Genomic DNA, 21253 nt, shown 5'->3' on the forward strand with positions numbered 1-21253 from the left:
CCGATGATACATTAGCTGCCCGTCACGCCAAGTTTGTAGAGTGCCGTCGCCTCGAGGTCAGAAATGAGACGTCTGTCGGTCTTGTCGGTTGCCGTTCTGTTGGTGAGTCTTCTCCTTCCCGCCTGTGTGCTCAATGGGACGCACACGTCCGAGCATTTCGGGTATACCGACGTGGACGGTGAGACGCGCCGCACGTCGGGCAAAATGACATGCGACTATGTCAACGGCGTGCCGCACGGAAAATGTGTCGTGGAGTTGCGCAGCGGCGTCACCGGCAAAGGCACGGTCGAAAGGGGCCTGGCCGACGGCGAGTGGGTCTGGACCGACGAGAATGGCGAGTTGATGGCGAAGGGCAGCTTCGTCGACGACAAGCCCCACGGGATGTGGGTCTATCGCAACCGGCGACTCAAAATTGGCTTTACGAGCCGCGAGTTCGCCGAGGCCGAGGGCGGTTGGAACAACGGCAAACGCTCGGGAACCTGGACGTTCGTGCGCACCAACGGCGAGCGTATCGTGGCCAACTACACCCAAGGGGAGCTCGATGGACGCTACGAAGCCTACTATGCCTCCGGCCAACTCGAGCGAGCGGGCGACTATGAGGCCGGTGACAAGGTGGGCGTGTGGAAAGCGTTCTTCCCAGACGGAAGCCTGCAGACGCTGACCGATCGAGACGCCAAAAAGTTCGAGCGTTGGACACGTCCAGGGTATCGGCGAATCGAAGGCACCATCTATCCTTCGCCGCGCACGGTCAGCCTGAAGAGTTACAAGGAGTGGAACAAGCACTTGCCGCTGGTTCGCACGGTCGTCAAACGAGAGAAGGGACCGTGGCGCTACGGACCGAAGATCGACCGGCAGGGTCGCGAGATCGCTGCGTGGGGTGAGCCGTGTCCCGAGGGCACTAACCTTGTCGGCGCCCTGGGTGACGAGCTCGAGCAGTGGTGTCAGCTTCCGGCTGAAGATGGCCTCCACAAAAAGCACGGGCCGCACTGGATCTGGAGCACGATGAACGGGCGGGTCATCTCCAAAGGAAACTACAAAAATGGCGAGCGCCACGGTACCTGGAAGACGTTTTGGCCCACCGGCGGCCGGTGGGAGGTCGCCGAGTATGTGGGCGGCGAGAAGCACGGGCGCTACCGAGAATACGAGTCGGACGGGCGTTTGAAGCGTCAGGGCGATTTCAAACGGGGCAAACGCCACGGCGAGTGGCTCTACTACAACGCCGCCGGTCAGTTGGAGAAGAAGGTCGAATGGGCAAACGGGAAGAAGCGATGAAGCAATGGCAGTGGGCGGCGTGGGCGCTGGCAATTTCAATGTTGGCCGGCTGCGTGAGCGATAAGGTGGTCGGCGGAGGCCAAGAAGCATCTGCGGACGTGGCCGACACGGCGACGGATACCTCGTCGACGCAGGACGCAGCCTCCGACGCGGCGCCGAGCGACGTCTCCGATACCCGGGCCGACATCCAGCCCGACACCACACCGGACGTCCAACCGGACACCGTGTCTGACACCACGTCGGACACACAACCCGGCCCGGGCACCTCCATCGGTACGTTCTGGAACACCTATTACTACCTGGCCGACGAGGCGGGCTATTCGGGCGCGGACGACACGACGCTGTACGACGATAGCTGCAATCCCATCGCCGAGGTGCCCTCGGAGTTCGCCGACGACGCCTGCATCGAGGGGAGCGCGCGGCTCGAGGACGGCACGGTCATCAACTACCACTCACCGTGCTCGTGCGGGCCGTGCTCGTTTTGCTGGGCGGAGATGGACCCCGATACCCACCCGTGGGGCATGGGCTCGCGCGGCAATGCGCTCGAGCCGCTGGTGTCGTGGGCGGTCGACACCGATGTGATCGCGCGTGGCACGGTGGTCTATGTCGAGGAGTGGGACGGCGTCGAGATTCCGCAGATTGGCGAGCTCGGCGGGTTCACCCACGACGGGTGCTTCCGGGCCGACGACGTCGGCGGGGCGATCAACGGCAATCACTTCGACTTCTTCGCGGGCACGCCGGAGATGTGGCAGGCGCTCGAGGGCATTTATCCGACGCGGACCGACTTCGAGGTGTACGTCGATTCGCCGCGGTGTTCGGGGGGCTGAGGCGCTGATTCGCTGATTTGCTGAACGCTGAGGCGCTGAAGCGCGGAAGCACCGAACGCTGGGGCGCTGAAGATTCATCTGAAGTTCGCCTTGCAAGGCAGACACGCATGCTAAATGGGGCGCCCTGAACAGCGGGCGATAAGGACATAGGGGTTGCGTGGCGCAGCGTTTGGGTTGCTGCAGCCGGCCATGGCGCGCCTTCAAAAACCCGGGCGTGGCGACTCGCAGCCCTCATGTCCTCCGAGCGCGTTTTTCAGCGCGCCCTATGTAGATGGCGTCACTCTTCTGCAAGGCGTTCGCTTCGGGTCGTTTCTTCTGAGAGGTGCACCTTGCAGGGCAGACACGCCAGCGCCTCAACGTCAGTTCTCCAACTGTAGCGGATTCTTGTTCAGCGACGCGCTAGGCGTGCCGTTGAGCTCGGCGAGCGCCTCGTCGGGCAGCGGGAACCAGCGCAGCTTCTCGAAGTCCTCGCGCACCTTCGGCGCCTCGAGGTCGAGGCCGCAGTAGCGCTCTTCGGCGCGCTCGACGATTTGACGCGCCTCGTCGAGGTAGCGCGGCAATTCGGTGGCCGGGGCGGTGGCGCGGTGGCGCGGGTGGCGCGGAAAGCCGGTCTCGTAGGAGATGTCGAGTAGCGAGTGCGGCGCCTGCAAGCGGCGCTCGCGGTGGTACCAGCGGCCGGTGTCGGGCTCGAAGGCGTAGTCGGGCAGCAGCTTCCAGCCGTGCTCGGCCACGAAGGCGACCGCCTCGAGGATATAGTCGAAGACCTCGTCGGTCAGGAAGTAGTTGAAGTTCACGCGCACCCACCCCGGCTTGATCCCCTCACAGCCGCGCACGATCTCGCGCTCGAAAGCGTGTGAGGTCTCCAGGTCGATGCCCAGGAGGCGGTGGCCGTAGGGCCCGGCGCACGAGCAGCCCCCGCGGGCCTGAATCCCAAACAAATCGTTGAGCAGCGCGACCACGAAGTTGTGGTGCAGGTAGCGCTCGCCGTGGCGCACCACGAACGAGACGATGGACAGCCGCCATGCGTCCGGGTTGCCCAGGATGTCCATCTTCGGGTGCTCGGACCAGGTGTCGATGGCCTTCTTGATGAAGCGGTGCTCGCGCTGGGCGATGGCCTCGTGGCCGACGGCCTCTTTGAGCTGGAAGACCAGGCCGGCGCGGATCGACTCGACGATGGCCGGCGTGCCGCCTTCTTCGCGGTGAATCGGGTCGTCGAGGTAGCGGTGCTCCTTGGCGTTGACGTAGGCGACGGTGCCGCCGCCAGGCGTGGTGGGCACGCGGTTGGAGAGCAGCTTCTTTTTGACGACCAGCACGCCCGGGGTGCCCGGGCCGCCGATGAATTTGTGCGGCGACATGAAGATGGCGTCTTTGTAGACGAGGTCGCCGTCAGGGCCGTCGTCCTGCGGGGTCATCTCGACTTTGACGTAGGGGCCGGCGGCGGCGAAGTCCCAAAACGACAACGCCCCGTGCCTATGCAACAGGACCGACACCTCGCGGGTCTTCGAGCCGATGCCGGTGACGTTGGAGGCGGCCGAGAAGCTGCCGATCTTGAGCGGCCGGTCGGCGAACTCGACGAGCTTCTCTTCGAGCATCTCCAGGTCGATGCGCCCGTCGACGTCCTCTTCGATCTCGACGACGTCGGCGATCGACTCGCGCCAGGGAAGCTCGTTGGAGTGATGCTCGTAAGGGCCGATGAAGACGACCGGGCGCTCGTCGGCGGGGATATGTTCGTCGAGCCCGAAGCGCTCGTTGAGGTCGGCCGGCAGCCGCAGGTTGAGGATGTCGACGAGCTTGTTGATGGCCCCGGTGGCCCCCGAGCCGCAAAAGAGGACGACGTCCTCGTCGGTCGCGCTCACCGCGTCGGCGATGATCTGGCGCGCCTCCTCGCGAAAACGCGTGGTCTGCAGACCGGTGCCCGAGGTCTCGGTGTGCGTATTCGCGTACAGCGGCAGGACCTGCTCGCGAATATAGTCCTCGATGAAGCTCAGCGCGCGCCCCGAGGCGGTGTAGTCGGCGTAGGTCACCCGCCGATGTCCATAGGGACCGTCGATCGCGCGGTCCTCGCCGATGATGCTGTCGCGAATCAATTCGATAAGAACATCACTGCGGTCCATGGCGCGCCTCGCTTTTGGGTCGTGAGTCGTGAGTCTTGGTTTCTAGAAAGATAGGTCGACGTCGTGCTGGTCGTACAGCGGCACGAGCTTTTGCTCGATGAGTTCTCGCGCATGCTCCATGTCGGCGTCCTCGGGGCGCTCGATGTCGGCGCAGAGCTCCTCGAGGATCTCCTGCTGCACTTCGCCCAGGCTGTAGGCCACGCTGTACGGGATATAGCTGTACATCACCATCGCGTAGCGCGAGCGGTAGATGTCAGTGAACTCGTTCTCGAGGCGGTGCTCGACGGCCTTTTTGAGCAAAAAGTGCGGGTCGCCGACCTTGTCGCGCATCTCGACGAAGTTCTCGAGCGCCATGTCGGCGATGGCGTCGCTGTTGGGCTTGCGGCGCGTGTCGAAGGTCGAAAACGCCTCGGCGAGGTCGTCGGTCTGTGTAAAGACCTCGTCGAGGACGACGCAGTCTTCGAAGCCGCAGTTGAGGCCCTGTCCGAAGAAGGGAACGATGCCGTGGGCGGCGTCACCAATCAGAAGCGCGCGGTCGCCCAGGTGCCACGGCTTGCAGCGCACGGTGCCGAGCTTGCCGTTGGGGTTCGACAGGTACTCCTCTTCGAAGTCTTCGCCGAGAAGTGGGATGGCGTCGGGGTAGAACTCCTCGAAGAAGGCGCGCACTTTCTCGACGCTGTCGAGCTCCTCGAAGCCGTGCTCGCCTTTCCACGGCAGGTAAATCGTGCCGGTGAAGCTGCCGTCGAGGTTCGCCAGGCCCATCAGGAAGTGGTCGCCGCGCGGCCAGATATGCAACGCGTGGCCCGCCATGGCCGGCTCGCCGCCGTCGGCGGCCGGAAAGATGAGCTCTTTGTAGCCGTACTCGAGCATCTCGACCGAGTCGTCGACCGCGCCGGCCTCCACCAGCGCCTTGCGCACCGCCGAGGGCGCGCCGTCGGCGCCGAAGATGACGCCGGCGTCCACCGGGTCAGATCCCTCGAAGTGAAGCTGCGATGTGTCGAAGTCCGCGCCCGTGCAGGTCTTCTCGAAGTGAATGGTGATGCCCATCTCCTCGGCGGCGTCGAGCAAGAACTTGTTGAGCTCGCCGCGCGACACCGAGTAGTTGCACTCCGAGTCGTCCTTTCCGTAGGGCTGGTAGGCGAGCTCGCCGTCGACCGAGTGCATCATGCGCCCGAGCACCGGCACGGTGATCTCCAAGACCTTCTCGCGAAGCCCGAACATCTCGAGCGCGCGAAGCCCGCGGTCAGTGAGCACGAGGTTGATGGACCGGCCACCGTCGGCCGATTCTGCGCGCATATCGGGACGCATCTCGTACATCTCGACGTCGTGGCCGCGCTTGGCCAGAAGCATTGCGAGCACGCAGCCCACCGGGCCTGCGCCCACGACGGTCATCTTTTTGGGGGCCTTCTGCTCTCGAACGCTTGCCATCTATCGCCTCGTCTTTGCTACGGTTATCGGTCCCAAAATGTATAACCCTCGGGAGGCAAAGAGGAAAGGGCAGAAGGGTTTCTTCAGAGAGGTGTGCCTTGCAGGGCAGTCACGCCAGCTAAATGGGGCGCCCTGAACAGCGGGCGTTAAGGACATAGGGGTTGCGTGGCGCAGCGTTTGGGTTGCTGCAACCGGCAATAGAGCACCCTCAGGAATCTAGGCGTCGCAACTCGCAGCCCTCATGTCCTTAACGCGCGTTTTCCAGCGCGCCCCAAATAGATGGCGCCACGCCTCTGCAGGGCCTTCGCTTCAGGTTGTTTCTTCAGAAAGGTGTGCCTTGCAGGGCAGTCACGCCAGCTAAATGGGGCGCCCTGAACAGCGGGCGTTAAGGACATAGGGGTTGCGTGGCGCAGCGTTTGGGTTGCTGCAACCGGCAATGGAGCGCCCTCAGGAATCTAGGCGTCGCAACTCGCAGCCCTTTAGTCCTTAACGCGCGTAGTTCAGCGCGCCCCAAATAGATGGCGCCACGCCTCTGCAGGGCCTTCGCTTTAGGTTGTTTCTTCAAAGAGGTGTGCCTTGCAGGGTAGTGGCGCCAGCTAAATGGGGCGCCCTGAAAAGCGGTCGCGAAGGATTTGAGGGTTGCGTGGCGCAGCGTTTGGGTTGCTGTAACCGACGATGGAGCGCCCTGAACAACCCGGGCGCCGCGATTCGCAGCCCCTATGTCTTTAACGCGCGTAGTTCAGCGCGCCCTATGTAGATGGCGCTACGTTACTGCAAGGCGTTCGCTTTGGGTTGTTTCTTCGTAGAGGTGCGCCTTGCAGGGCAGTCACGCCAGCTAGATGGGGCGCCCTGAACAGCGGGCGTTAAGGACAGAGGGGTTGCGTGGCGCAGCGTTTGGGTTGCTGTAACCGACGATGGAGCGCCTTCAATAACCTGTGCGTCGCAACTCGCAGCCCTCATGTCCTTAACGCGCGTAGTTCAGCGCGCCCCAAATAGATGGCGCCACGCCTCTGCAGGGCCTGCTCTGCTCTTCGAATGAAATCGCGAGAGCAAGGATGCACTCGCACCGATGTGGCGAGAGTAACCAGTCAGAATAACGAAGGTCTGATGTTGCGAAGCCCACTGAGCACACGCACCACGTCGACCGACGTCTCAGCGATGCGATAGAAGATGACGTAGTTACGGAAAGGGAAGCTGCGCAGGCCGCGGACCAGGTCGTCTCGGCAGCGACCCATGCGAGGCGTATGTGTCAAAGCGAAACACCTGGAGTGAAGCGCATCGACGAAATCATCAGCGGCATTTGGATTGTCTGAGGCGATAAACGCCCAAATATCGATGAGATCGTGCTCGGCCGCAGGTGAGATGTTGAGGTCGAGAGTCATTAGGAGTTACGGTCGAGCTTCTCTCGGCCGGCACGTTTGATGTCGGCCACCGCAGACGAATCGAACGAGCGCCCCTCACCGCGGTCGAGTTGCTCGATGCCTTCCTCGAGTTCAGCGCGGAGTTCACGGCGCTGATTGTCGTATAGCTCCTCCTGGCGTTGCATCAGCCGCAGGGCTTCTCGGACGACCTCACTTTCTGAGGTGTACATCCCCGTCGCTAGGCGGTCTTGGACCCATTTTTCTAATTCGGGGGTGAGTTTTACGTCCATTGGGCTGCCGTGGGGCTAGTTGGTTGATAAATCAGCGTACGCTCTCAATTGTAGGCTCGTTGGGGGATGGTCGCAATACGCTGAGTACACGTTAGCTGGCGCCGGAGGCACCAGGGCGGGCGAGGACGCCGCGCGGCCCGAGGAGGTTCGTGACGTGCAACCGGCAATGGAGCACCCTCAGAAAGCCAGGCGCTGCAATTCGCAGCCCTCATGTCCTCCGAGCGCGTAGTACAGCGCGCCCTATGTAGATGGCGCTACGTTACTGCAAGGCGTTCGCTTTGGGTTGTTTCTTCGTAGAGGTGCGCCTTGCAGGGCAGTCACGCCAGCTAAATGGGGCGCCCTGAACAGCGGGCGTTAAGGACATAGGGGTTGCGTGGCGCAGCGTTTGGATTACTGCAACCGGCAATGGAGCGCCTTCAAAAAGCTGTGCGCCGCAACTCGCAGCCCCCTAGTCATTATCGCGCGTAGTTCAGCGCGCCCCAAATAGATGGCGCCGCGCCTCTGCAAGGCCTGCTCTTCGAATGAAATCGCGAGAGCAAGGATGCGCTCGCACCGAAGCGCCAACCGCGCTATAGATTCACGCAACCGCGAGGTCGCCGTCAGGGATGAATTGTCTTAGATCGATGAGTGGGCCGTCCCCATCGAAGGGCAGGAGAAGATGCGTCCGGTGTACCGAGACTTTCTCGACGACAGCGTCGGCTACGAGCCGTTTCACACCACGATTAATCGCGCCTTTCGCGAGTGGAAGAATGATGAGCCGATCATTGACGACTTAGTTTGTGTACCAGGTGAGCCTGTCGATGAAACGAGCGAGTTGATCCTCTCATACACCGCGCAGCACTCTAGGGACTTCGACTTCTACGAATCAATGGCGTCGTTCTTGAGAGAGTGCAAACTCCGAAAGCCAGAGGAGATTCATGACCTCGCCGCGGTTATCTGGAACGACCAGGACAATCGGTCGCTGCGAGGCAATGCGTCTGTCACTCGGGCGCTTATTGGCGCACTATATGCACACGATTTTGTGGCTCGCGAAGATGACAACCCTTATGCAAATAACTTGTTGTGGAGTCTGGTGTGTGCGTTCGAAGACATCGACTACCTCGACGACTTCGATCCGCGCACGGATGGGCAGATAGGACGGGTTATCGATCAGACTAGCCGTAATTTGAAGGACAGGAGACACTGACGCGATGGCCGACTCTGAACAACCACGAAAGCTCGTCAAAGAAGCCGCGCCCCTGTGGAAACGCCTGCTGATCACGTTCTTCACCGCCATTCTCAGCGGACTGGTGCCCGGGCTAGGGCAGTTGATCAACCGGCACTGGATCAAGGGAGTCGTGATGGGCGTCTTGGGACTGCTGCTCTTTACGTCGATGCTGGGGTTTTTGGTCCGCTTTTTCGCCTACGTGGACGCCGCGAGCTGGGCATGGCAGCGCACTGGGGCGCAGTACGAGTGATACGACCAATTGGTGCGGAAGCCCTTAGGAGGCAGCGCATCTTGCGCTGGTAGCACCAGACCTGGAAGGTCTGCCTCCTAAGGAGCGCGACTCGGTGACGGAGGCCTTGCAGGGCGGTCACGCCAGCTAAATGGGGCGCCCTGAACAGCGGGCGTTAAGGACATAGGGGTTGCGTGGCGCGGCGTTTGGGTTGCTGCAGCCGGCAATGGAGCGCCCTCAGAAATCCAGGCGCCGCAACTCGCAGCCCTTTAGTCCTTAACGCGCGTAGTTCAGCGCGCCCCAAATAGATGGCGCTACATCTCAGCAAGGCGGCCGTCGAAGCCAAACGAGAGCAATCACGCGCTCGCACCCAGTCGCCAATCGCGTTATAAGTCTCGGCACATCGAAACCAAACCAATCGGAGGAGAGCCGTGGAACAGTTCGAAGACAAAGTCGTCGCCGTGACTGGAGCTGCCGGGGGCATCGGGCGAGCGCTGGCCATCGAGTTTGCCAGGCGCGGAGCGCATCTGGCGGTTTCGGACGTCGACGAGCAGGGGCTCAAAGAGACTGCTGCGATGGTGCGCACCTACGACGTCGAGGCGCACGCGAAGACCGTCGACGTGGCCGACCGCGAGGCGGTGTATGCGTGGGCGGAGGAGGTCGTCGAGGAGTTTGGCAGGGTGAACGTGATTGTCAACAACGCCGGGGTGGCGTGCACCGCGTCGGTCGAGGACCTGAGCTACGAGGACTTCGAGTGGCTCATGGGGATCAACTTTTGGGGCGTCGTCTACGGCACGAAGGCGTTCTTGCCGCACCTGCGCGCCTCCGGCGAGGGCCACGTGGTCAATATCTCGAGCGTGTTCGGGCTCATCGCGCAGCCGTCGCAGTCGGCGTATAACGCCGCCAAGTTTGCGGTGCGCGGGTTTACTGAGTCGCTGCGTGCGGAGCTCGAGTACGAGGGGGCGCCGGTCAGCGCGACGAGCGTGCATCCTGGCGGGGTGAAGACGAATATTGCGCGGTCCGGACGATTTGCCGACACCGGCGCGCTCGAGCGCAGCCCCGACGAGATCATCGAGGAGTTCGAGCGCAAGCTCGCCCGGCTCAGCCCCGAGGGCGCGGCGTTGCAGATCATCGAGGCGGTGCGCAAAGACGAGCGTCGGGTGCTGGTGGGGACCGATGCGCAGATCATCGACCTGGTGCAGCGGTTGATGCCGTCGGGGTATGTGGGGGCGTTGGTGAAGTTGCTGCGCAGTCGTTATCGAGGATAGAGACGAGGGCAAGATGCCCGCGCACGGAGCTAGCGAGGGCAAGATGCCCGCGCACGGAGCTAGCGAGGGCGAAGATGCCCGCGCACCGATGATCAAACCCGCGGGCGGGGCTCTTCGGGGCCGGGCTGCTCGAGAAAGCCCCAGCGGGACGCCTCTACGATCGCCTCGGCGACGCGTCTTCCGGAGAGCATCGCCCCGTTGATGGAGGCGGTGTCGCGGTGGTCGCCGCACACCCAGACGCCGTGGCCCATGTCGAGGCTCTTGTGCACCGGCGGCATCGTGTCGGGGGCCTGGCGGGGCAGCGAGTTGTGGAGCACGTAGGTGCGCAGGTGCTCCCAGTCGGCCACGCCGTGGAACCAGCGCGACAGCTGCGCGCGGCACTGGGCGATGAGCTTCTCCTCGTCTTCGACCACGCGCAGCACCGAGCCCGAGACGAGCGCGCGGCGGCCGTCGCCGTAGGCCGGCGCGGTGTTGGTGACCACCGTCAGGCTGTTGATGGGCCCTCGGTGGGTGCCGTTGAGCGCCAAGATATTCTCGTCGTAAGGCGGCTCGGGGGCCGAAAAGTACACCGTCATCGACCCGCGCATCTCGCAGGTCTCCAACCCGTCGATCAGTTCGCAGGCGGCCGGGCCGTCGGTCGCCACCACGATATGTTCGGCTTCGAGTACATCGCCGTCGTCGAGTTCGACCTCTCCCTTGGCCACGCGGGCTACGCGGGTGTCGAGGCGAATGTCGCTGCGTGTGAGGCTCGTGGCCAGTTGCTTGGGCACCGAATCCATGCCCAGCGCGGGCAGGGAGGTGTCGCCGGCGCCGAACATCGAGAAGATGAAGTCGAAGAGCTCGCTCGAGTTTTCGAGCTCGGGGTCGACCATCGCCCCGCCGAAGAGCGGGCGCATGAAGCGCTCGATCATGTGTTCGCTGAAGCCGAAGTCGCGCAGCGCCTCTAGGGTCGTCTGGTGTTTGCCCTTCGAGCTGATACCGTTGGCCTTGACCAGCTCGAGCTTCGACCACAGCTTGGCGAGTTTGGCCTTGTCGGCGAGCCCGCCGACGTCGGAGACCGCCGCTTTGATTCCGCCGATGACGTCTTTGCGAGGGTCGCCCAGACGCGTGAACTTCTCGCCGGTCCAAATCATCGCGCCGCGCTTGAACCGTTGGAGGTCGAGGGCCTTGTAGTCGAGGAAGCGCTGGGTCTCGGGGTAAGCCTCCAAAAAAACTTGGAAGCCGCGGTCGAGTAAAAAGCCGTCGACCTCGTCGGTACGAACGCGCCCGCCGACCCCGTCGGATGCCTCCAAAATGAGCGCACTCCGACCCTGTTCCTCCAAGCGCTTCGCGCACGTCAAACCGGCCAAGCCGGCTCCCACGATAATGACATCTGCGTTCATGCTCTCTCTCCCGGCTATCGAGTTCGCCAAAGCGGCGTGACTCTCGAAAACTAAACACCGCGAGAGAGGTGCGGACCGTTGCAGATGTGCCTGGCGGGCGACGCTACTGCGCGTGCGGCCTTACTGGGAGATGGCGATGCCGTACTTGTCGCCCAGGTACGCCTCGACCTTGGCGATGTCGGCCTCCGAGAGGCTCTGGCCGTACACGAGCACCTCCGAAATCGCGCCGTCGTAGTAGCCCTGGTATTTCTGGCGGTGGAACCGGGCGCCCAGGCGCACCTGCGGCACGGTCAACAAGTCGGGCCCGCCGCCGGCGACCTTCTGCTCTTTTCCATCCAAGCGCACCGCAGTCTGGGTGTCGTCGATGGTCACGCTGATGAGCGCGGGGCGAGCGAAGGGGACCGAGTCCTCGAGGAAGTCTTGGCCGCAGGTGACCGTCGTCTTGGCGCTCTGGACGTTGATGGTGTTCAGGGCGGTGGTCGAGTCGGGGTACTTTTCGTCGCAGCCGGTCCAGGCGCCGCCGCCCAGGTCGACGTGAAAGCCCGTGAACGAATCCTCGGCGTTGCGGTTTCCGGCCGAGAGTAACCCGTCGAATTGCCCGGTGTTGGCGGCGGGGGCGGCGACGATGAAGACGGTGGCCATGGGCAGACGCTCGGGCGAGAAGCCGTCGCGCAGTAGCATGTCGTCTTGGCCGTCGAAGCGCACCGCGCCGCGGCCGCCGAAGGCGTCGGCGTCGAGCGTGGGCCGAAAGGTGTTGCCCGGCGCGATCATGTCGTTGCCGTAGCCGCTGGCGTCCTTCCAGTTGGTCACCTTGTCACCGGTCGTCTCGAACTGACTCGCCTCGGGGCGCAGCCACAAGACGAGCTCGGAGTCGGGGATGTCGGGCGTAGTGGGCTCGGCGGCCGTCTCTTCGGCACTCGCTTCTTTGGGCGAGGGCTCGTCGGGCTGCGAGGCGGACGAACCGGCGCAGCCGGCCAAAAAGCCGAGAGCTGCGGCGAGGGTGATTGAGCCGATGTGGCGTGAGGGCTTCGCGATCATAGGAACTCCATCCGATTTGTAAGAATTACTAGTCACTGCAGCTCGAGATGCATCGACTGCATCCACGCGCGCAGCTCGTCGACCGTTTGTTGGAACTTCTCGTTGCCCGGCTCGAGCTCGGCCGCCTTTTCGTAGGCGTCGAGCGCGTCTCCGTAGCGGCCCATGCGCGCGAGGGTCACCCCGCGGTTGAAGTGCCAGCGGGCGTTGTCGCCGTAGTCGGCGAGGATTTCGTCGTAGATGTCGAGGGCGCGCTCGTAATCGTCGTCTTCGAGCGCCTCGTGGGCGGCGAGTTCGCGGTCGAGGCCGCCGCCCGTGATGTTGACCGCCGGCCGAAAGGGGCCGCCCGCGGCGAGCATCAGCGCAAAGGCAGCGGCCGTGGCGACTCCGGCGGCGATACGCTTGGCGCCGCGGCTTCCCACCGCCCATCCGACGAGCCCGCCGAGCACGGCGCCTGCGCCGTGGGCGACGTTGGCCACGTTCATCGCGTCGACGGCGGTCGCGGCGATGCACAGGAAGAACCAGCCAATGAAGACCATCGCCGTCTGGCTGTCGACGACTTCGGCGTGCTCGGGATCGTGCTTGCCGGCAATCCACAACAAGCCGAAGAGTCCGTAGCCGACGCCGCTCAGGCCCACGCCGCCGCTAAAGACCGCGTACTCGGCTGCGCCCGAGCCCGCCGCGAGCACCAAGAAGAGCAAGAACGTGCGCGGGTGACCCCACTTCTCCTCGACGTAGGTGCCGAAGACCCACAACCAGTACAGGTTGAAGAGGATGTGCAGGATGTCGATGTGGGGCAGCGCCGAGGTCACCAGGCGCCACGGCTCACTGCCGAAGGCTTGGTAGCTGAGCGTGAGCGCGTCGATATCGTAGCCGGCGAACCACAGCAGGGTGGTGCCGAGGGCGAGCAGCCCGACGCCGGCGGTGACCGGGTAGTGGGGAGCGCGTGCTAAGGGAGGTGCTTGTCGCATCAGTTTCAGACTGTCCTATGACTTACCAGGCGCCGAATTTGGCCGAATCGCCTTCGTCCTCGGCCTCGTCTTCGGATAGGTCCGCGGCGTCAGACGAGTACGAGAAGTCGGCCAGTTGGGCCTCGCCGGCCTTGGCGAGCGCCGAGCCACAGCGGGTGAGCTCGTCGATATTGTGGCGAAGCTTCTTGTCGCCGGCGATGCCATCGTGGGTGATGCGCAGTCGGCCTTTGCCGTAGCTAAGCCGGCCACGCACGTTTTTGACACAGCGGAGCAGGGCGGAGGCCACGCCCGAGCGCTTGAAGAACTCGGCGATGGCCTCTTCGTCGTCGCCGGTGATGATGAAGGCGTCGTCGAGCACCTTCAGCCCAACCTCCATCTCGGTGCGCTTGAGCAAAGCGTCGAGCTGGACGCCCATGACTCGCTGCTCGGGTTGCAGGCGCATCGGCGGGATGCCTCGGCCGCCCAGCGGCACTTCGTATTGGGTGACCGTCTTGGTGCCGGTGCCCGAGGCCATCTCCTCGACGCGCACGACCAGGGGGACGTCGTAGCGCTCCCCCTCGAGCACGTGGTGAGACTCGTCGCAGAAGAGGTCCATCTCGCCGGCGACCTTCTTCCAGCCGCGGCGTCGCCACAGCCGGTTGGCGCCGAGCACGCCAGAAATGACCACGCCGATGGCCACGATGATGAGGCCGAAGGTGGTCAGTTCGAAGAGTGTGAGCGATGAGGAAGGTCGCATCCGTAGGGCTCCCATTGGGCCGTGACGAGGTTTGAGTCACTGTGCCAGAGCGCGGCCTGCGCCTGCAAGCGACGACCATCGGTGATGGTGTTTAACGGCGCGGCCAGCGTCCGGGGACGACGAAGCCGCGGGTGACCTCGCGCCAACCGTCCTCAGTCTCTTCGAGGCCGGCCACCAGACTCGCTCGATTTGGCGGAAGCGTGCCGTGCAACATGCTGAAGCTCATGAGCGTGTCGTCGTCAAAGGGACACGCCGGCGACATCCATCGCAGCCGCGACAGCGTCACCCAACGGCGCTCCCCGGTCGGGTCGAGCCGCTCTTCGAAGTCGGCCAGCGCGCCACGATGTACCCACCAGCCGCGAAGCCCGTGCGGGTTCGTGTGGGGGTGATGGTCGACCGCAAACGCCTCGTCGAGCGGCTCGAAGAGGTAGCCCTTGATGAACGCCGCCGGCTCGACGGGCTCGTCGACGCCGAGCTTCTGCAGCGTCTCTTTGCCCGCCGGCTTGTCGGCCAGGCGGAGCTGGTGGCGACACATCTTGCGCCACTTTTTGTCGAGCCGATCGCGGGGGTTGGGGCCGTACCACGACTGTTCGCCGTGGGGGCCGGGGTGGCCGAGGTAGAATTTGATGGCCAGCTCCCAATGGTGGACCACCCGATCGCGACGGAATACCAGGTCGAACTCGCCGATTGTGTGACCGCCGCGAGAGACCTGCTGGTTGGACGCGACGATGGTCGCCGGCGGGATCTGGTCGAGCCAGGTGATCAGCAGAATCTCGAAGTATTCGCCGAGCCGGCCGCTCTGGCGGTTTCGAAGCGCGTGGATGAGCTCGGAGCCGCGGTCGTCGAGCCGCGACATCAGCCCCTGGTTGCGCGCCAACTCGAGCTCGCCCCAGCGCTCGTCGACCGCCAACTCGTGGGCCATCATGCTCGGACTCGTCAGCGCCCAAGCGAGGTCGCGCGCAGCCTGGGTGCGGTACTTATAGACATCGTAGTGCACAAATTTGCTCGTGAAGGTTAAGGTGTCCACAGGATCGGGCCTCGAGCCCCAAGACTCAAGCCCCAAGCCCCAAGACTCGAGACACACACGACTCACACGACCCGAGACTCAGGAAGTACACTAACCGTGTTCGAACTCCTCGCAAAAGCCTACCTCGCCGCGACCGGCTGGACCGTTCGCAATGACGTGCCCGACGACGTCGACAAGTTCGTCATCATCGCCGCCCCGCACACCAGCAACTGGGATTTCCCGGTCACCCTGGCGGTCGCCAAGACGATCGACATGAAGTTCTACTGGGTCGGCAAGCACACCCTGTTTCGCTGGCCCTTTGGCGGGCTGATGCGCCGGCTGGGCGGCATCCCCATCGACCGGCGCAGTTCGCAGGGCTTCGTCGAGCAGATCGCCGAGGCCTTCGACGACGCCGACGCCATGGCGCTGGGCATCGCGCCCGAAGGGACGCGCTCGAAGCGTGATCACTGGAAGTCGGGCTTCTACCATATCGCCCGCGAAGCCGGCGTGCCGATCGTGCTCGGGTTTCTCGACTGGGGTCGAAAAGAAGGCGGGCTGGGGCCGATGGTCGACGCCTCGCAGTCCAAAAAGGAGGTCATGGACCAGATCCGCGCCTTCTACGCCGACAAAGAGGGGAAGCGACATGACACCTACACCGAGCCCCGGCTTCGCAACGAAGAAGAGTCTGCTGATCTAGCTTCCTGACCCACGGAGCGTTATGCCGACCTCGAAAGCCATCCTGGACACCAACGTCTTCGTCGGCTCGGGGTTCAACTCGAGCAGCGCGTCGCGCAAGCTCGTCGACGCCATTCGCTCGGGCGAGCTTGTCCTGGTGTGGAACGAGGAGACGCGCCGCGAGACCCTGGCCGTGCTCCGCAAAATCCCGCCGCTGTCCCACGAGGACGTCGAGGCGTTGTTCGGCGAGGAAGGCCGTTGGGACGGTGAGACGCACCCGGAGGAGTTCGAGCTCGTCGAAGATCCGACCGACCGCAAATTCGCCGCGCTGGCCCACGCGGCGGGAGTGCCCGTCGTGACGAACGACGATGATCTGCTCGGGCCGCGCGAGCAGTTGCCCGTCGAGGTGTTCACGCCGTCCGAGTTCGTCTCTTGAGTAAGATCACACCCGCGCGGCACTCAACATCATCGCGCAGGCCATTGACGAACCCGACCTTCGGCCTCGCTGAATTTTGCGGAGAGTTTCGCTGTCGGGCCACCCGATGGCCATCTGTACCCCCCGAAACTCCCACCAACTGTACCTTTTCGCATCTCCTCTCGCTGATAACCTCGAAATCAAAGGGGATTTCTTACAATTTCGAGTTGACCGCTGTGACGCTTTCCCGAGTGCTGACTGTACGAGGGGCGTCGGGGGCGGTCTCTGTTTAGGAGAAGCGATGTTGCAAGCAGTATGTCGCAGACGCTTGATGCGTCTGTTTGTTGTTTTGATTGGTTGTATGGCGGGCGTCGCGCTCGCCGAGCCGGCCCAGGCGCTCACGACGGTGCCCGGCGGTGATATCACCGACGCACAGTGGACGACGACGGGAAGTCCGTATCTGATCCAGGGCGATGTCCGTGTGCCCCAGGGGAGCACCCTCGAGATTCAGGCCGGGGTCGAAGTCTGGTTTGCCGACAGCGATTCGCAGGCGGGCGGCGTCGACACCGCGCGCGTCGAGTTCGTCGTCGACGGCACGCTGACGGTCAACGGCACGTCGACCGCGCCGGTCATCTTCAAGCCCAACTTGAGCAGCCCTGCTCGGGGCCACTGGAGAGGACTCGTGGTCGGCTCGAACGCGACCGCGGTGCGCATCGAGCACGCCGAAATCGCCCACGCCTTCCACGGCGTCGACACCGCCGCGGCGGGGCCGCGCCTCGAGATCCTGCACAGCTCGATTCACGACGCCAGCAATATCGGGCTCAACGTCACCGCCGGAAGCCCGGCGATCTCCGACACGACGATCGAGGATAATGGCGGGGGCGGCGTGTACGTCGAAGAGCCGGCGGCCGTGTCGCTGACACGCACGGTCGTCGCCCACAACGCCGGCTCGGGCGTCGAGGTGCGCCAGGGCACGAATACGTCCGAGCAGGCGACCATCGACCGCTCGACGATTTACGGCAACACCACCAACGGCGTGTATGTGCGCAACACCACCAACTCGACGGCGACGACCATCGTCAGCGACAGCATCATCGCCAAGAACGGCAGCTACGGGGTGCGCACCTACGGAAATGAAGCCTCGGTGAACCTGCTGTACGTCAACGTGTGGGGGCAGTCGCGAGACTTCTATCCGGCCACGCTGGCGCAGTCGGGCGTCGAGATCATGTCGGCCGACCCGCTATTCGTCTCCTCGCAGGACCTGCACCTGACGTCGAACTCGCCGGCGCGCTACCAGAGCTCGCAGGGCGATGATCTGGGCGCGCTCGCTTACGCCGGCGACCAGACCCCCGGGCTCTACGGGACGCTGTGGGCGGACAAGCAACTGACGGTGACCAATAGCCCGTACACCGTGCCCGGCGACCTGACGATTCCGAGCGGTGTGACCCTGACGATCGATCCGGGCGTCGAGCTGCAATTCGCGGCGACTGACCTGATGCAAAGCGGTCGGATCTCCACTCGCGTCGAGCTCAATATCGAGGGAGCGCTCAACGCCAACGGCACGTCCACCGGCAAGATCCTCATGACGAGCCCGACGACGTCGCGCTCGGCCTGGGAGGGCATCTGGGTGGGGCCGACGGCCACGAGCGTGGTGCTCAAAAACGCCACCATCGAGTACGCCTACCAGGGCATCGACTACGACGCCGACATCGCCACGACCGTCACCGAGACGACCATCCGCGAGAGCGGTGACGACGCCATCGAGGTGCGCAACGGCACGTTGACCCTCAATGCGGTCGACGTCGTGTCGAACCGGGCGGGCATTCGCGTGCATCCGGCCGCCGCCGCCACCCTCAACGACACCTTGGTGCGCGACAACGACGTCGACGGCATCTACGTCGAGCAGGACAGCACCAGCTTGACCGACACAACCATCGACCACTCCACGGTGCACAACAACCGCACGGGCATCTATATCGTCCAACGCTCGGGCACGAGCGCGACGGTGCATCTGACGAATAACCTGGTGACCTCGAACTCTTCGTACGGCGTGTACCGCAACACGACCTACGGCAGCGTCAACGTCAACTACAACAACTCGTGGGGCAACCGCTCCTCGAACTTCACCGGCCACGTGACGATGGGGACGGGCAACTTCTCGGCCAACCCGATCTACGTGTCGCAGTCGAACCTTCGTCTGACGGAGAACTCCCCGGCGCGCTTTGCGAGCTCGACCGGCGGCGATATCGGCGCGCTTCCGTACGCCAACGACCCCACTCCGGGGCTCTACGGCACCCTGTGGGCGGACCTGACGCTGACGCGCGCCAACAGCCCCTACGTGGTCCCCGGCGACCTGACCATCGACGAGAGCGTCACCCTGACGATCGAGCCTGGCGTGCAGTTCATCTTCCAGTCCGGCGACCTGATGGGCGCGGGCATCGACACCGCCCGCTCCGAGTTCCGCGTGCACGGCACGGTGGAAGTCGCCACGGGCAACACCAGCGCGGTGCGCTTCAAGTCCGACCCGGCCACCACGGGCAACTGGTACGGCATCTACATGGCCCCGACCGCCACCAACTCCCAGCTCGACAATATCGTGGTCGAGTACGCCCGCTACGGCATCCACTACGACGCCGACCAGGCCAACAGCATCACCGACGCCAGCGTGCGCTTCTCGCAGCTCGCCGGCGTCTGGATCTCGTCGGAGGGGGCCAACCTCGACTCGATCACCGTGCACAACAACGACGGGCCGGGGATCTTGATCGACTCGGACGACGGGCGCGCCTGGGCGCACTTGACCAATATCGTCAGCTACTCGAACCAGTACGGCTTCAACCTGCACCTGACGACGGACACGCCCAGTAGCATCGGCATGGCCAACGTGACCGTGTACGGCAACACCTACGACGGCATCTATATCACCGGCGCGGGGGCGGGAAATGTCGGCGTCGACATGCTCAACTCGATCTCGGCGGTCAACGGCCGCTACGGCATCTACAATCGCTCGGGCGCGGCCGTGAACGTGACCTACAGCAACCTGTGGGGCAACACCTCGGGCGACTACCAGAGCGTGTCGAGCAACGGCGTGGGCAACGTGTCGGCCGATCCGCTCTTCCAGGCTCCGCCGGCGGATCTGCGCCTCGACCCCTCGAGCGTGCTCATCGACCAAGGTAACGGCACCGGCGCGCCCACCCACGACCGAAACGGCAACACCCGCCCCATCGACGCCGACAACGACGGCCAAGACGAGTGGGATATCGGCGCCTACGAGTTCGTGCCCGACCCGGTCTGCGGAAACGGCAAGATCGAGGGCAACGAGTACTGCGACGACGGCGCCTCCAACGGCACTTACAACTCCTGCAACACCACCTGTACCGCCATGGGCCCGTCGTGCGGCGACGGCTTCACCAACGGCCCCGAGGAGTGCGACGACGCCAACAGCAACAACAACGACGGCTGTCTGGACACCTGCGTGGCCAACAGCTGCGGTGACGGCTACGTGCACACCGGCGTCGAGGAATGTGACGACGCCAACAGCGTCGACGACGACGGCTGCACCAACGCGTGCACGCTTCCGGTATGTGGCGACGGGGTGGTCCAGTCGGGCGAGGCCTGCGATGACGGCAACGCCGACAACACCGACGGATGCCTCGACACCTGCGACGTCGCTCGTTGCGGCGACGGATTCATCCAGGCCGGCGTCGAAGAGTGCGACGACGGCAACCAGTCGAATACCGACGCCTGCCTCGATACCTGCACCCTGGCGAGCTGCGGCGACGGCTACGTCCAGGCCGGCGTCGAGGAGTGTGACGACGCCAACACCAACGACAACGACGCCTGCCTTCAGACCTGCGTGGTCGCCAGCTGCGGCGACGGCCTGATCCACACCGGCGTGGAGACCTGCGACGACGGCAACACCGTCAACGACGACGGCTGCTCGAACCAGTGCGCCGTGCCCACCTGCGGCGACGGCATCCTCCAAGACGGCGAGGAGTGTGACGACGGCAACCTCATCGACACCGACGAGTGTCTGAGCAACTGTCGCATCGCCCGCTGCGGTGACGGCTTCGCCCAGACCGGCGTCGAGCCGTGTGACGACGGCAACCAGGACAACGGCGACGCCTGCCTCAACGATTGCACCGTCGCCAGCTGCGGCGACGGCATCGTCCACGTCGGCGTCGAGGATTGCGACGACGGCAACGACCGCGACAACGACGCGTGCCTGAGCGACTGCTCCAAGGCGACCTGCGGCGACGGCATTGTGCACAACGGCGTCGAGGAGTGCGATGACGGCAACGACATCGACGACGACGGGTGCACCAACGCCTGCGAACTCGCCAGCTGCGGCGACGGCATCGTCCAAGAGGGCGAAGAGTGCGACGACGGCAACTCCTCCGACGAGGACAGCTGCCTGTCGACCTGTCAGTACAACGTCTGCGGCGACGGCTACCTCGACCGCGCCAACGAGGGCTGCGATGACGGCAACGACATCGACGACGACGGGTGCACCAACTCCTGTAAGCTCTCCACCTGCGGCGACGGCCTCATTCAGGCCGGCGAGGAGTGTGACGACGCCAACACCGACAACACCGACGGTTGCCTGGACACCTGCCTGCTCAACACCTGCGGCGACGGCTACGTGCGACGCAGCTTCGAGCAGTGCGACGACGGCAACACCCTCGACGGCGACGGCTGCAGCGCCGCCTGCATGACCGAGGATGCAGGCGCAGACGCCGGCAGCGATGCCGGTAGTGATGCAGGCGCCGACGCCGGTGCAGATGCCGGTGGGGACGCCGGAACAGACGCCGGTGGGGATGCCGGTGGAGATGCAGGTGCAGACGCCGGCATCGACGCCGACCAGGTCGATCACTCCAAGACCGCCGAAAGCGAGGGCTGCAGCTGCTCGACCGGCGGCGCTCCCTCCGACGTACCTGTCAGCGCCCTGGTAGTCGCCTTCGCCGGCTTCCTCCTCGGCTGGCGTCGTCGACGCCGCGACGGGGCGTAAGCCTCCCTTGCTCCCTCCAACCCGGCCCGGCC

17 protein-coding genes are annotated in these 21253 nt (G+C 64.2%); 8 read left to right on the forward strand and 9 right to left on the reverse strand.

Annotated features, from left to right (window positions below; translation table 11 throughout):
• The first annotated feature begins 63 nt into the window (after positions 1–63).
• The gene (locus tag FIV42_RS22785; RefSeq protein ID WP_141199922.1) at positions 64–1272 is read left to right on the forward strand and encodes a toxin-antitoxin system YwqK family antitoxin; all 1209 of its coding nucleotides are present in this window, start codon (positions 64–66) and stop codon (positions 1270–1272) included.
• Entirely contained in the window at positions 1269–2099 is an 831-nt protein-coding gene (locus tag FIV42_RS22790) for a 3D domain-containing protein (RefSeq protein WP_168210872.1), read from the forward strand. Before FIV42_RS22785 ends, FIV42_RS22790 begins: the two co-directional genes overlap by 4 nt.
• Positions 2100–2458: 359 nt before the next feature.
• On the opposite strand, the gene FIV42_RS22795 is transcribed toward FIV42_RS22790, so the two are convergent.
• From FIV42_RS22795 to FIV42_RS22810, 4 genes are all read right to left on the reverse strand, one after another.
• Complete coding sequence (locus FIV42_RS22795; RefSeq protein ID WP_141199924.1) at positions 2459–4213, reverse strand: aminotransferase class V-fold PLP-dependent enzyme; 1755 nt, start codon at positions 4211–4213, stop codon at positions 2459–2461.
• Positions 4214–4255: 42 nt separating this feature from the next.
• Entirely contained in the window at positions 4256–5641 is a 1386-nt protein-coding gene (locus tag FIV42_RS22800; RefSeq protein ID WP_222615294.1) for an FAD-dependent oxidoreductase, read from the reverse strand.
• Positions 5642–6729: 1088 nt separating this feature from the next.
• Positions 6730–7023, reverse strand: a complete 294-nt coding sequence (locus FIV42_RS22805; RefSeq protein ID WP_141199925.1) for a type II toxin-antitoxin system RelE/ParE family toxin — start codon at positions 7021–7023, stop codon at positions 6730–6732.
• Positions 7023–7292: a type II toxin-antitoxin system ParD family antitoxin gene (locus FIV42_RS22810; RefSeq protein ID WP_141199926.1), complete on the reverse strand. Its 270-nt coding sequence runs from the start codon at positions 7290–7292 to the stop codon at positions 7023–7025. Before FIV42_RS22810 ends, FIV42_RS22805 begins: the two co-directional genes overlap by 1 nt.
• Before the next feature lie 658 nt (positions 7293–7950).
• Between FIV42_RS22810 and FIV42_RS22815 the strand changes: the two genes are divergently transcribed.
• The 3 genes from FIV42_RS22815 to FIV42_RS22825 all read left to right on the forward strand — a co-directional run bounded on the left by FIV42_RS22815 (position 7951) and on the right by FIV42_RS22825 (position 9996).
• A complete protein-coding gene (locus FIV42_RS22815; protein ID WP_141199927.1) occupies positions 7951–8478 on the forward strand; it encodes a hypothetical protein in 528 nt (175 codons plus the stop codon).
• 4 nt (positions 8479–8482) lie between these two features.
• The gene (locus tag FIV42_RS22820; RefSeq protein WP_141199928.1) at positions 8483–8749 is read left to right on the forward strand and encodes a hypothetical protein; all 267 of its coding nucleotides are present in this window, start codon (positions 8483–8485) and stop codon (positions 8747–8749) included.
• 410 nt (positions 8750–9159) lie between these two features.
• Positions 9160–9996: an SDR family NAD(P)-dependent oxidoreductase gene (locus FIV42_RS22825; protein WP_141199929.1), complete on the forward strand. Its 837-nt coding sequence runs from the start codon at positions 9160–9162 to the stop codon at positions 9994–9996.
• Positions 9997–10088: 92 nt separating this feature from the next.
• On the opposite strand, the gene FIV42_RS22830 is transcribed toward FIV42_RS22825, so the two are convergent.
• The 5 genes from FIV42_RS22830 to FIV42_RS22850 all read right to left on the reverse strand — a co-directional run bounded on the left by FIV42_RS22830 (position 10089) and on the right by FIV42_RS22850 (position 15117).
• Positions 10089–11378 (reverse strand): NAD(P)/FAD-dependent oxidoreductase, encoded by a 1290-nt coding sequence (locus tag FIV42_RS22830; RefSeq protein ID WP_141199930.1) that lies wholly within the window; start codon positions 11376–11378, stop codon positions 10089–10091.
• A 120-nt stretch (positions 11379–11498) separates the two neighbouring features.
• Positions 11499–12416, reverse strand: coding sequence for a LamG domain-containing protein (locus FIV42_RS22835; protein WP_141199931.1), 918 nt, complete (start codon positions 12414–12416; stop codon positions 11499–11501).
• Between the two features lie 32 nt (positions 12417–12448).
• Entirely contained in the window at positions 12449–13384 is a 936-nt protein-coding gene (locus tag FIV42_RS22840) for a rhomboid family intramembrane serine protease (protein ID WP_141199932.1), read from the reverse strand.
• Positions 13385–13406: 22 nt separating this feature from the next.
• A complete protein-coding gene (locus FIV42_RS22845; protein WP_141199933.1) occupies positions 13407–14120 on the reverse strand; it encodes a hypothetical protein in 714 nt (237 codons plus the stop codon).
• A gap of 91 nt (positions 14121–14211) precedes the next feature.
• Positions 14212–15117: a DUF1853 family protein gene (locus FIV42_RS22850; RefSeq protein ID WP_141199934.1), complete on the reverse strand. Its 906-nt coding sequence runs from the start codon at positions 15115–15117 to the stop codon at positions 14212–14214.
• Positions 15118–15243: 126 nt separating this feature from the next.
• Between FIV42_RS22850 and FIV42_RS22855 the strand changes: the two genes are divergently transcribed.
• From FIV42_RS22855 to FIV42_RS22865, 3 genes are all read left to right on the forward strand, one after another.
• On the forward strand, positions 15244–15831 hold the full coding sequence (locus FIV42_RS22855) for a lysophospholipid acyltransferase family protein (protein WP_141199935.1): 588 nt from the start codon (positions 15244–15246) through the stop codon (positions 15829–15831).
• Positions 15832–15844: 13 nt separating this feature from the next.
• Positions 15845–16237, forward strand: coding sequence for a PIN domain-containing protein (locus tag FIV42_RS22860; protein WP_141199936.1), 393 nt, complete (start codon positions 15845–15847; stop codon positions 16235–16237).
• 310 nt (positions 16238–16547) lie between these two features.
• On the forward strand, positions 16548–21221 hold the full coding sequence (locus FIV42_RS22865; protein ID WP_168210873.1) for a DUF4215 domain-containing protein: 4674 nt from the start codon (positions 16548–16550) through the stop codon (positions 21219–21221).
• Positions 21222–21253: the final 32 nt, after the last annotated feature.

Source organism: Persicimonas caeni (genome assembly GCF_006517175.1).
Taxonomy (GTDB): domain Bacteria; phylum Myxococcota_A; class Bradymonadia; order Bradymonadales; family Bradymonadaceae; genus Persicimonas; species Persicimonas caeni.

What these genes read in the sequence shown, in the direction of transcription:
- FIV42_RS22785 (WP_141199922.1), top strand. Translation starts at nt 64, where the DNA reads ATGAGACGTCTGTCGGTCTTGTCGGTTGCCGTTCTGTTGGTGAGTCTT.
- FIV42_RS22790 (WP_168210872.1), top strand. Translation starts at nt 1,269, where the DNA reads ATGAAGCAATGGCAGTGGGCGGCGTGGGCGCTGGCAATTTCAATGTTG.
- FIV42_RS22795 (WP_141199924.1), bottom strand. Translation starts at nt 4,213, where the DNA reads ATGGACCGCAGTGATGTTCTTATCGAATTGATTCGCGACAGCATCATC.
- FIV42_RS22800 (WP_222615294.1), bottom strand. Translation starts at nt 5,641, where the DNA reads ATGGCAAGCGTTCGAGAGCAGAAGGCCCCCAAAAAGATGACCGTCGTG.
- FIV42_RS22805 (WP_141199925.1), bottom strand. Translation starts at nt 7,023, where the DNA reads ATGACTCTCGACCTCAACATCTCACCTGCGGCCGAGCACGATCTCATC.
- FIV42_RS22810 (WP_141199926.1), bottom strand. Translation starts at nt 7,292, where the DNA reads ATGGACGTAAAACTCACCCCCGAATTAGAAAAATGGGTCCAAGACCGC.
- FIV42_RS22815 (WP_141199927.1), top strand. Translation starts at nt 7,951, where the DNA reads ATGCGTCCGGTGTACCGAGACTTTCTCGACGACAGCGTCGGCTACGAG.
- FIV42_RS22820 (WP_141199928.1), top strand. Translation starts at nt 8,483, where the DNA reads ATGGCCGACTCTGAACAACCACGAAAGCTCGTCAAAGAAGCCGCGCCC.
- FIV42_RS22830 (WP_141199930.1), bottom strand. Translation starts at nt 11,378, where the DNA reads ATGAACGCAGATGTCATTATCGTGGGAGCCGGCTTGGCCGGTTTGACG.
- FIV42_RS22835 (WP_141199931.1), bottom strand. Translation starts at nt 12,416, where the DNA reads ATGATCGCGAAGCCCTCACGCCACATCGGCTCAATCACCCTCGCCGCA.
- FIV42_RS22840 (WP_141199932.1), bottom strand. Translation starts at nt 13,384, where the DNA reads ATGCGACAAGCACCTCCCTTAGCACGCGCTCCCCACTACCCGGTCACC.
- FIV42_RS22845 (WP_141199933.1), bottom strand. Translation starts at nt 14,120, where the DNA reads ATGCGACCTTCCTCATCGCTCACACTCTTCGAACTGACCACCTTCGGC.
- FIV42_RS22860 (WP_141199936.1), top strand. Translation starts at nt 15,845, where the DNA reads ATGCCGACCTCGAAAGCCATCCTGGACACCAACGTCTTCGTCGGCTCG.
- FIV42_RS22865 (WP_168210873.1), top strand. Translation starts at nt 16,548, where the DNA reads ATGCGTCTGTTTGTTGTTTTGATTGGTTGTATGGCGGGCGTCGCGCTC.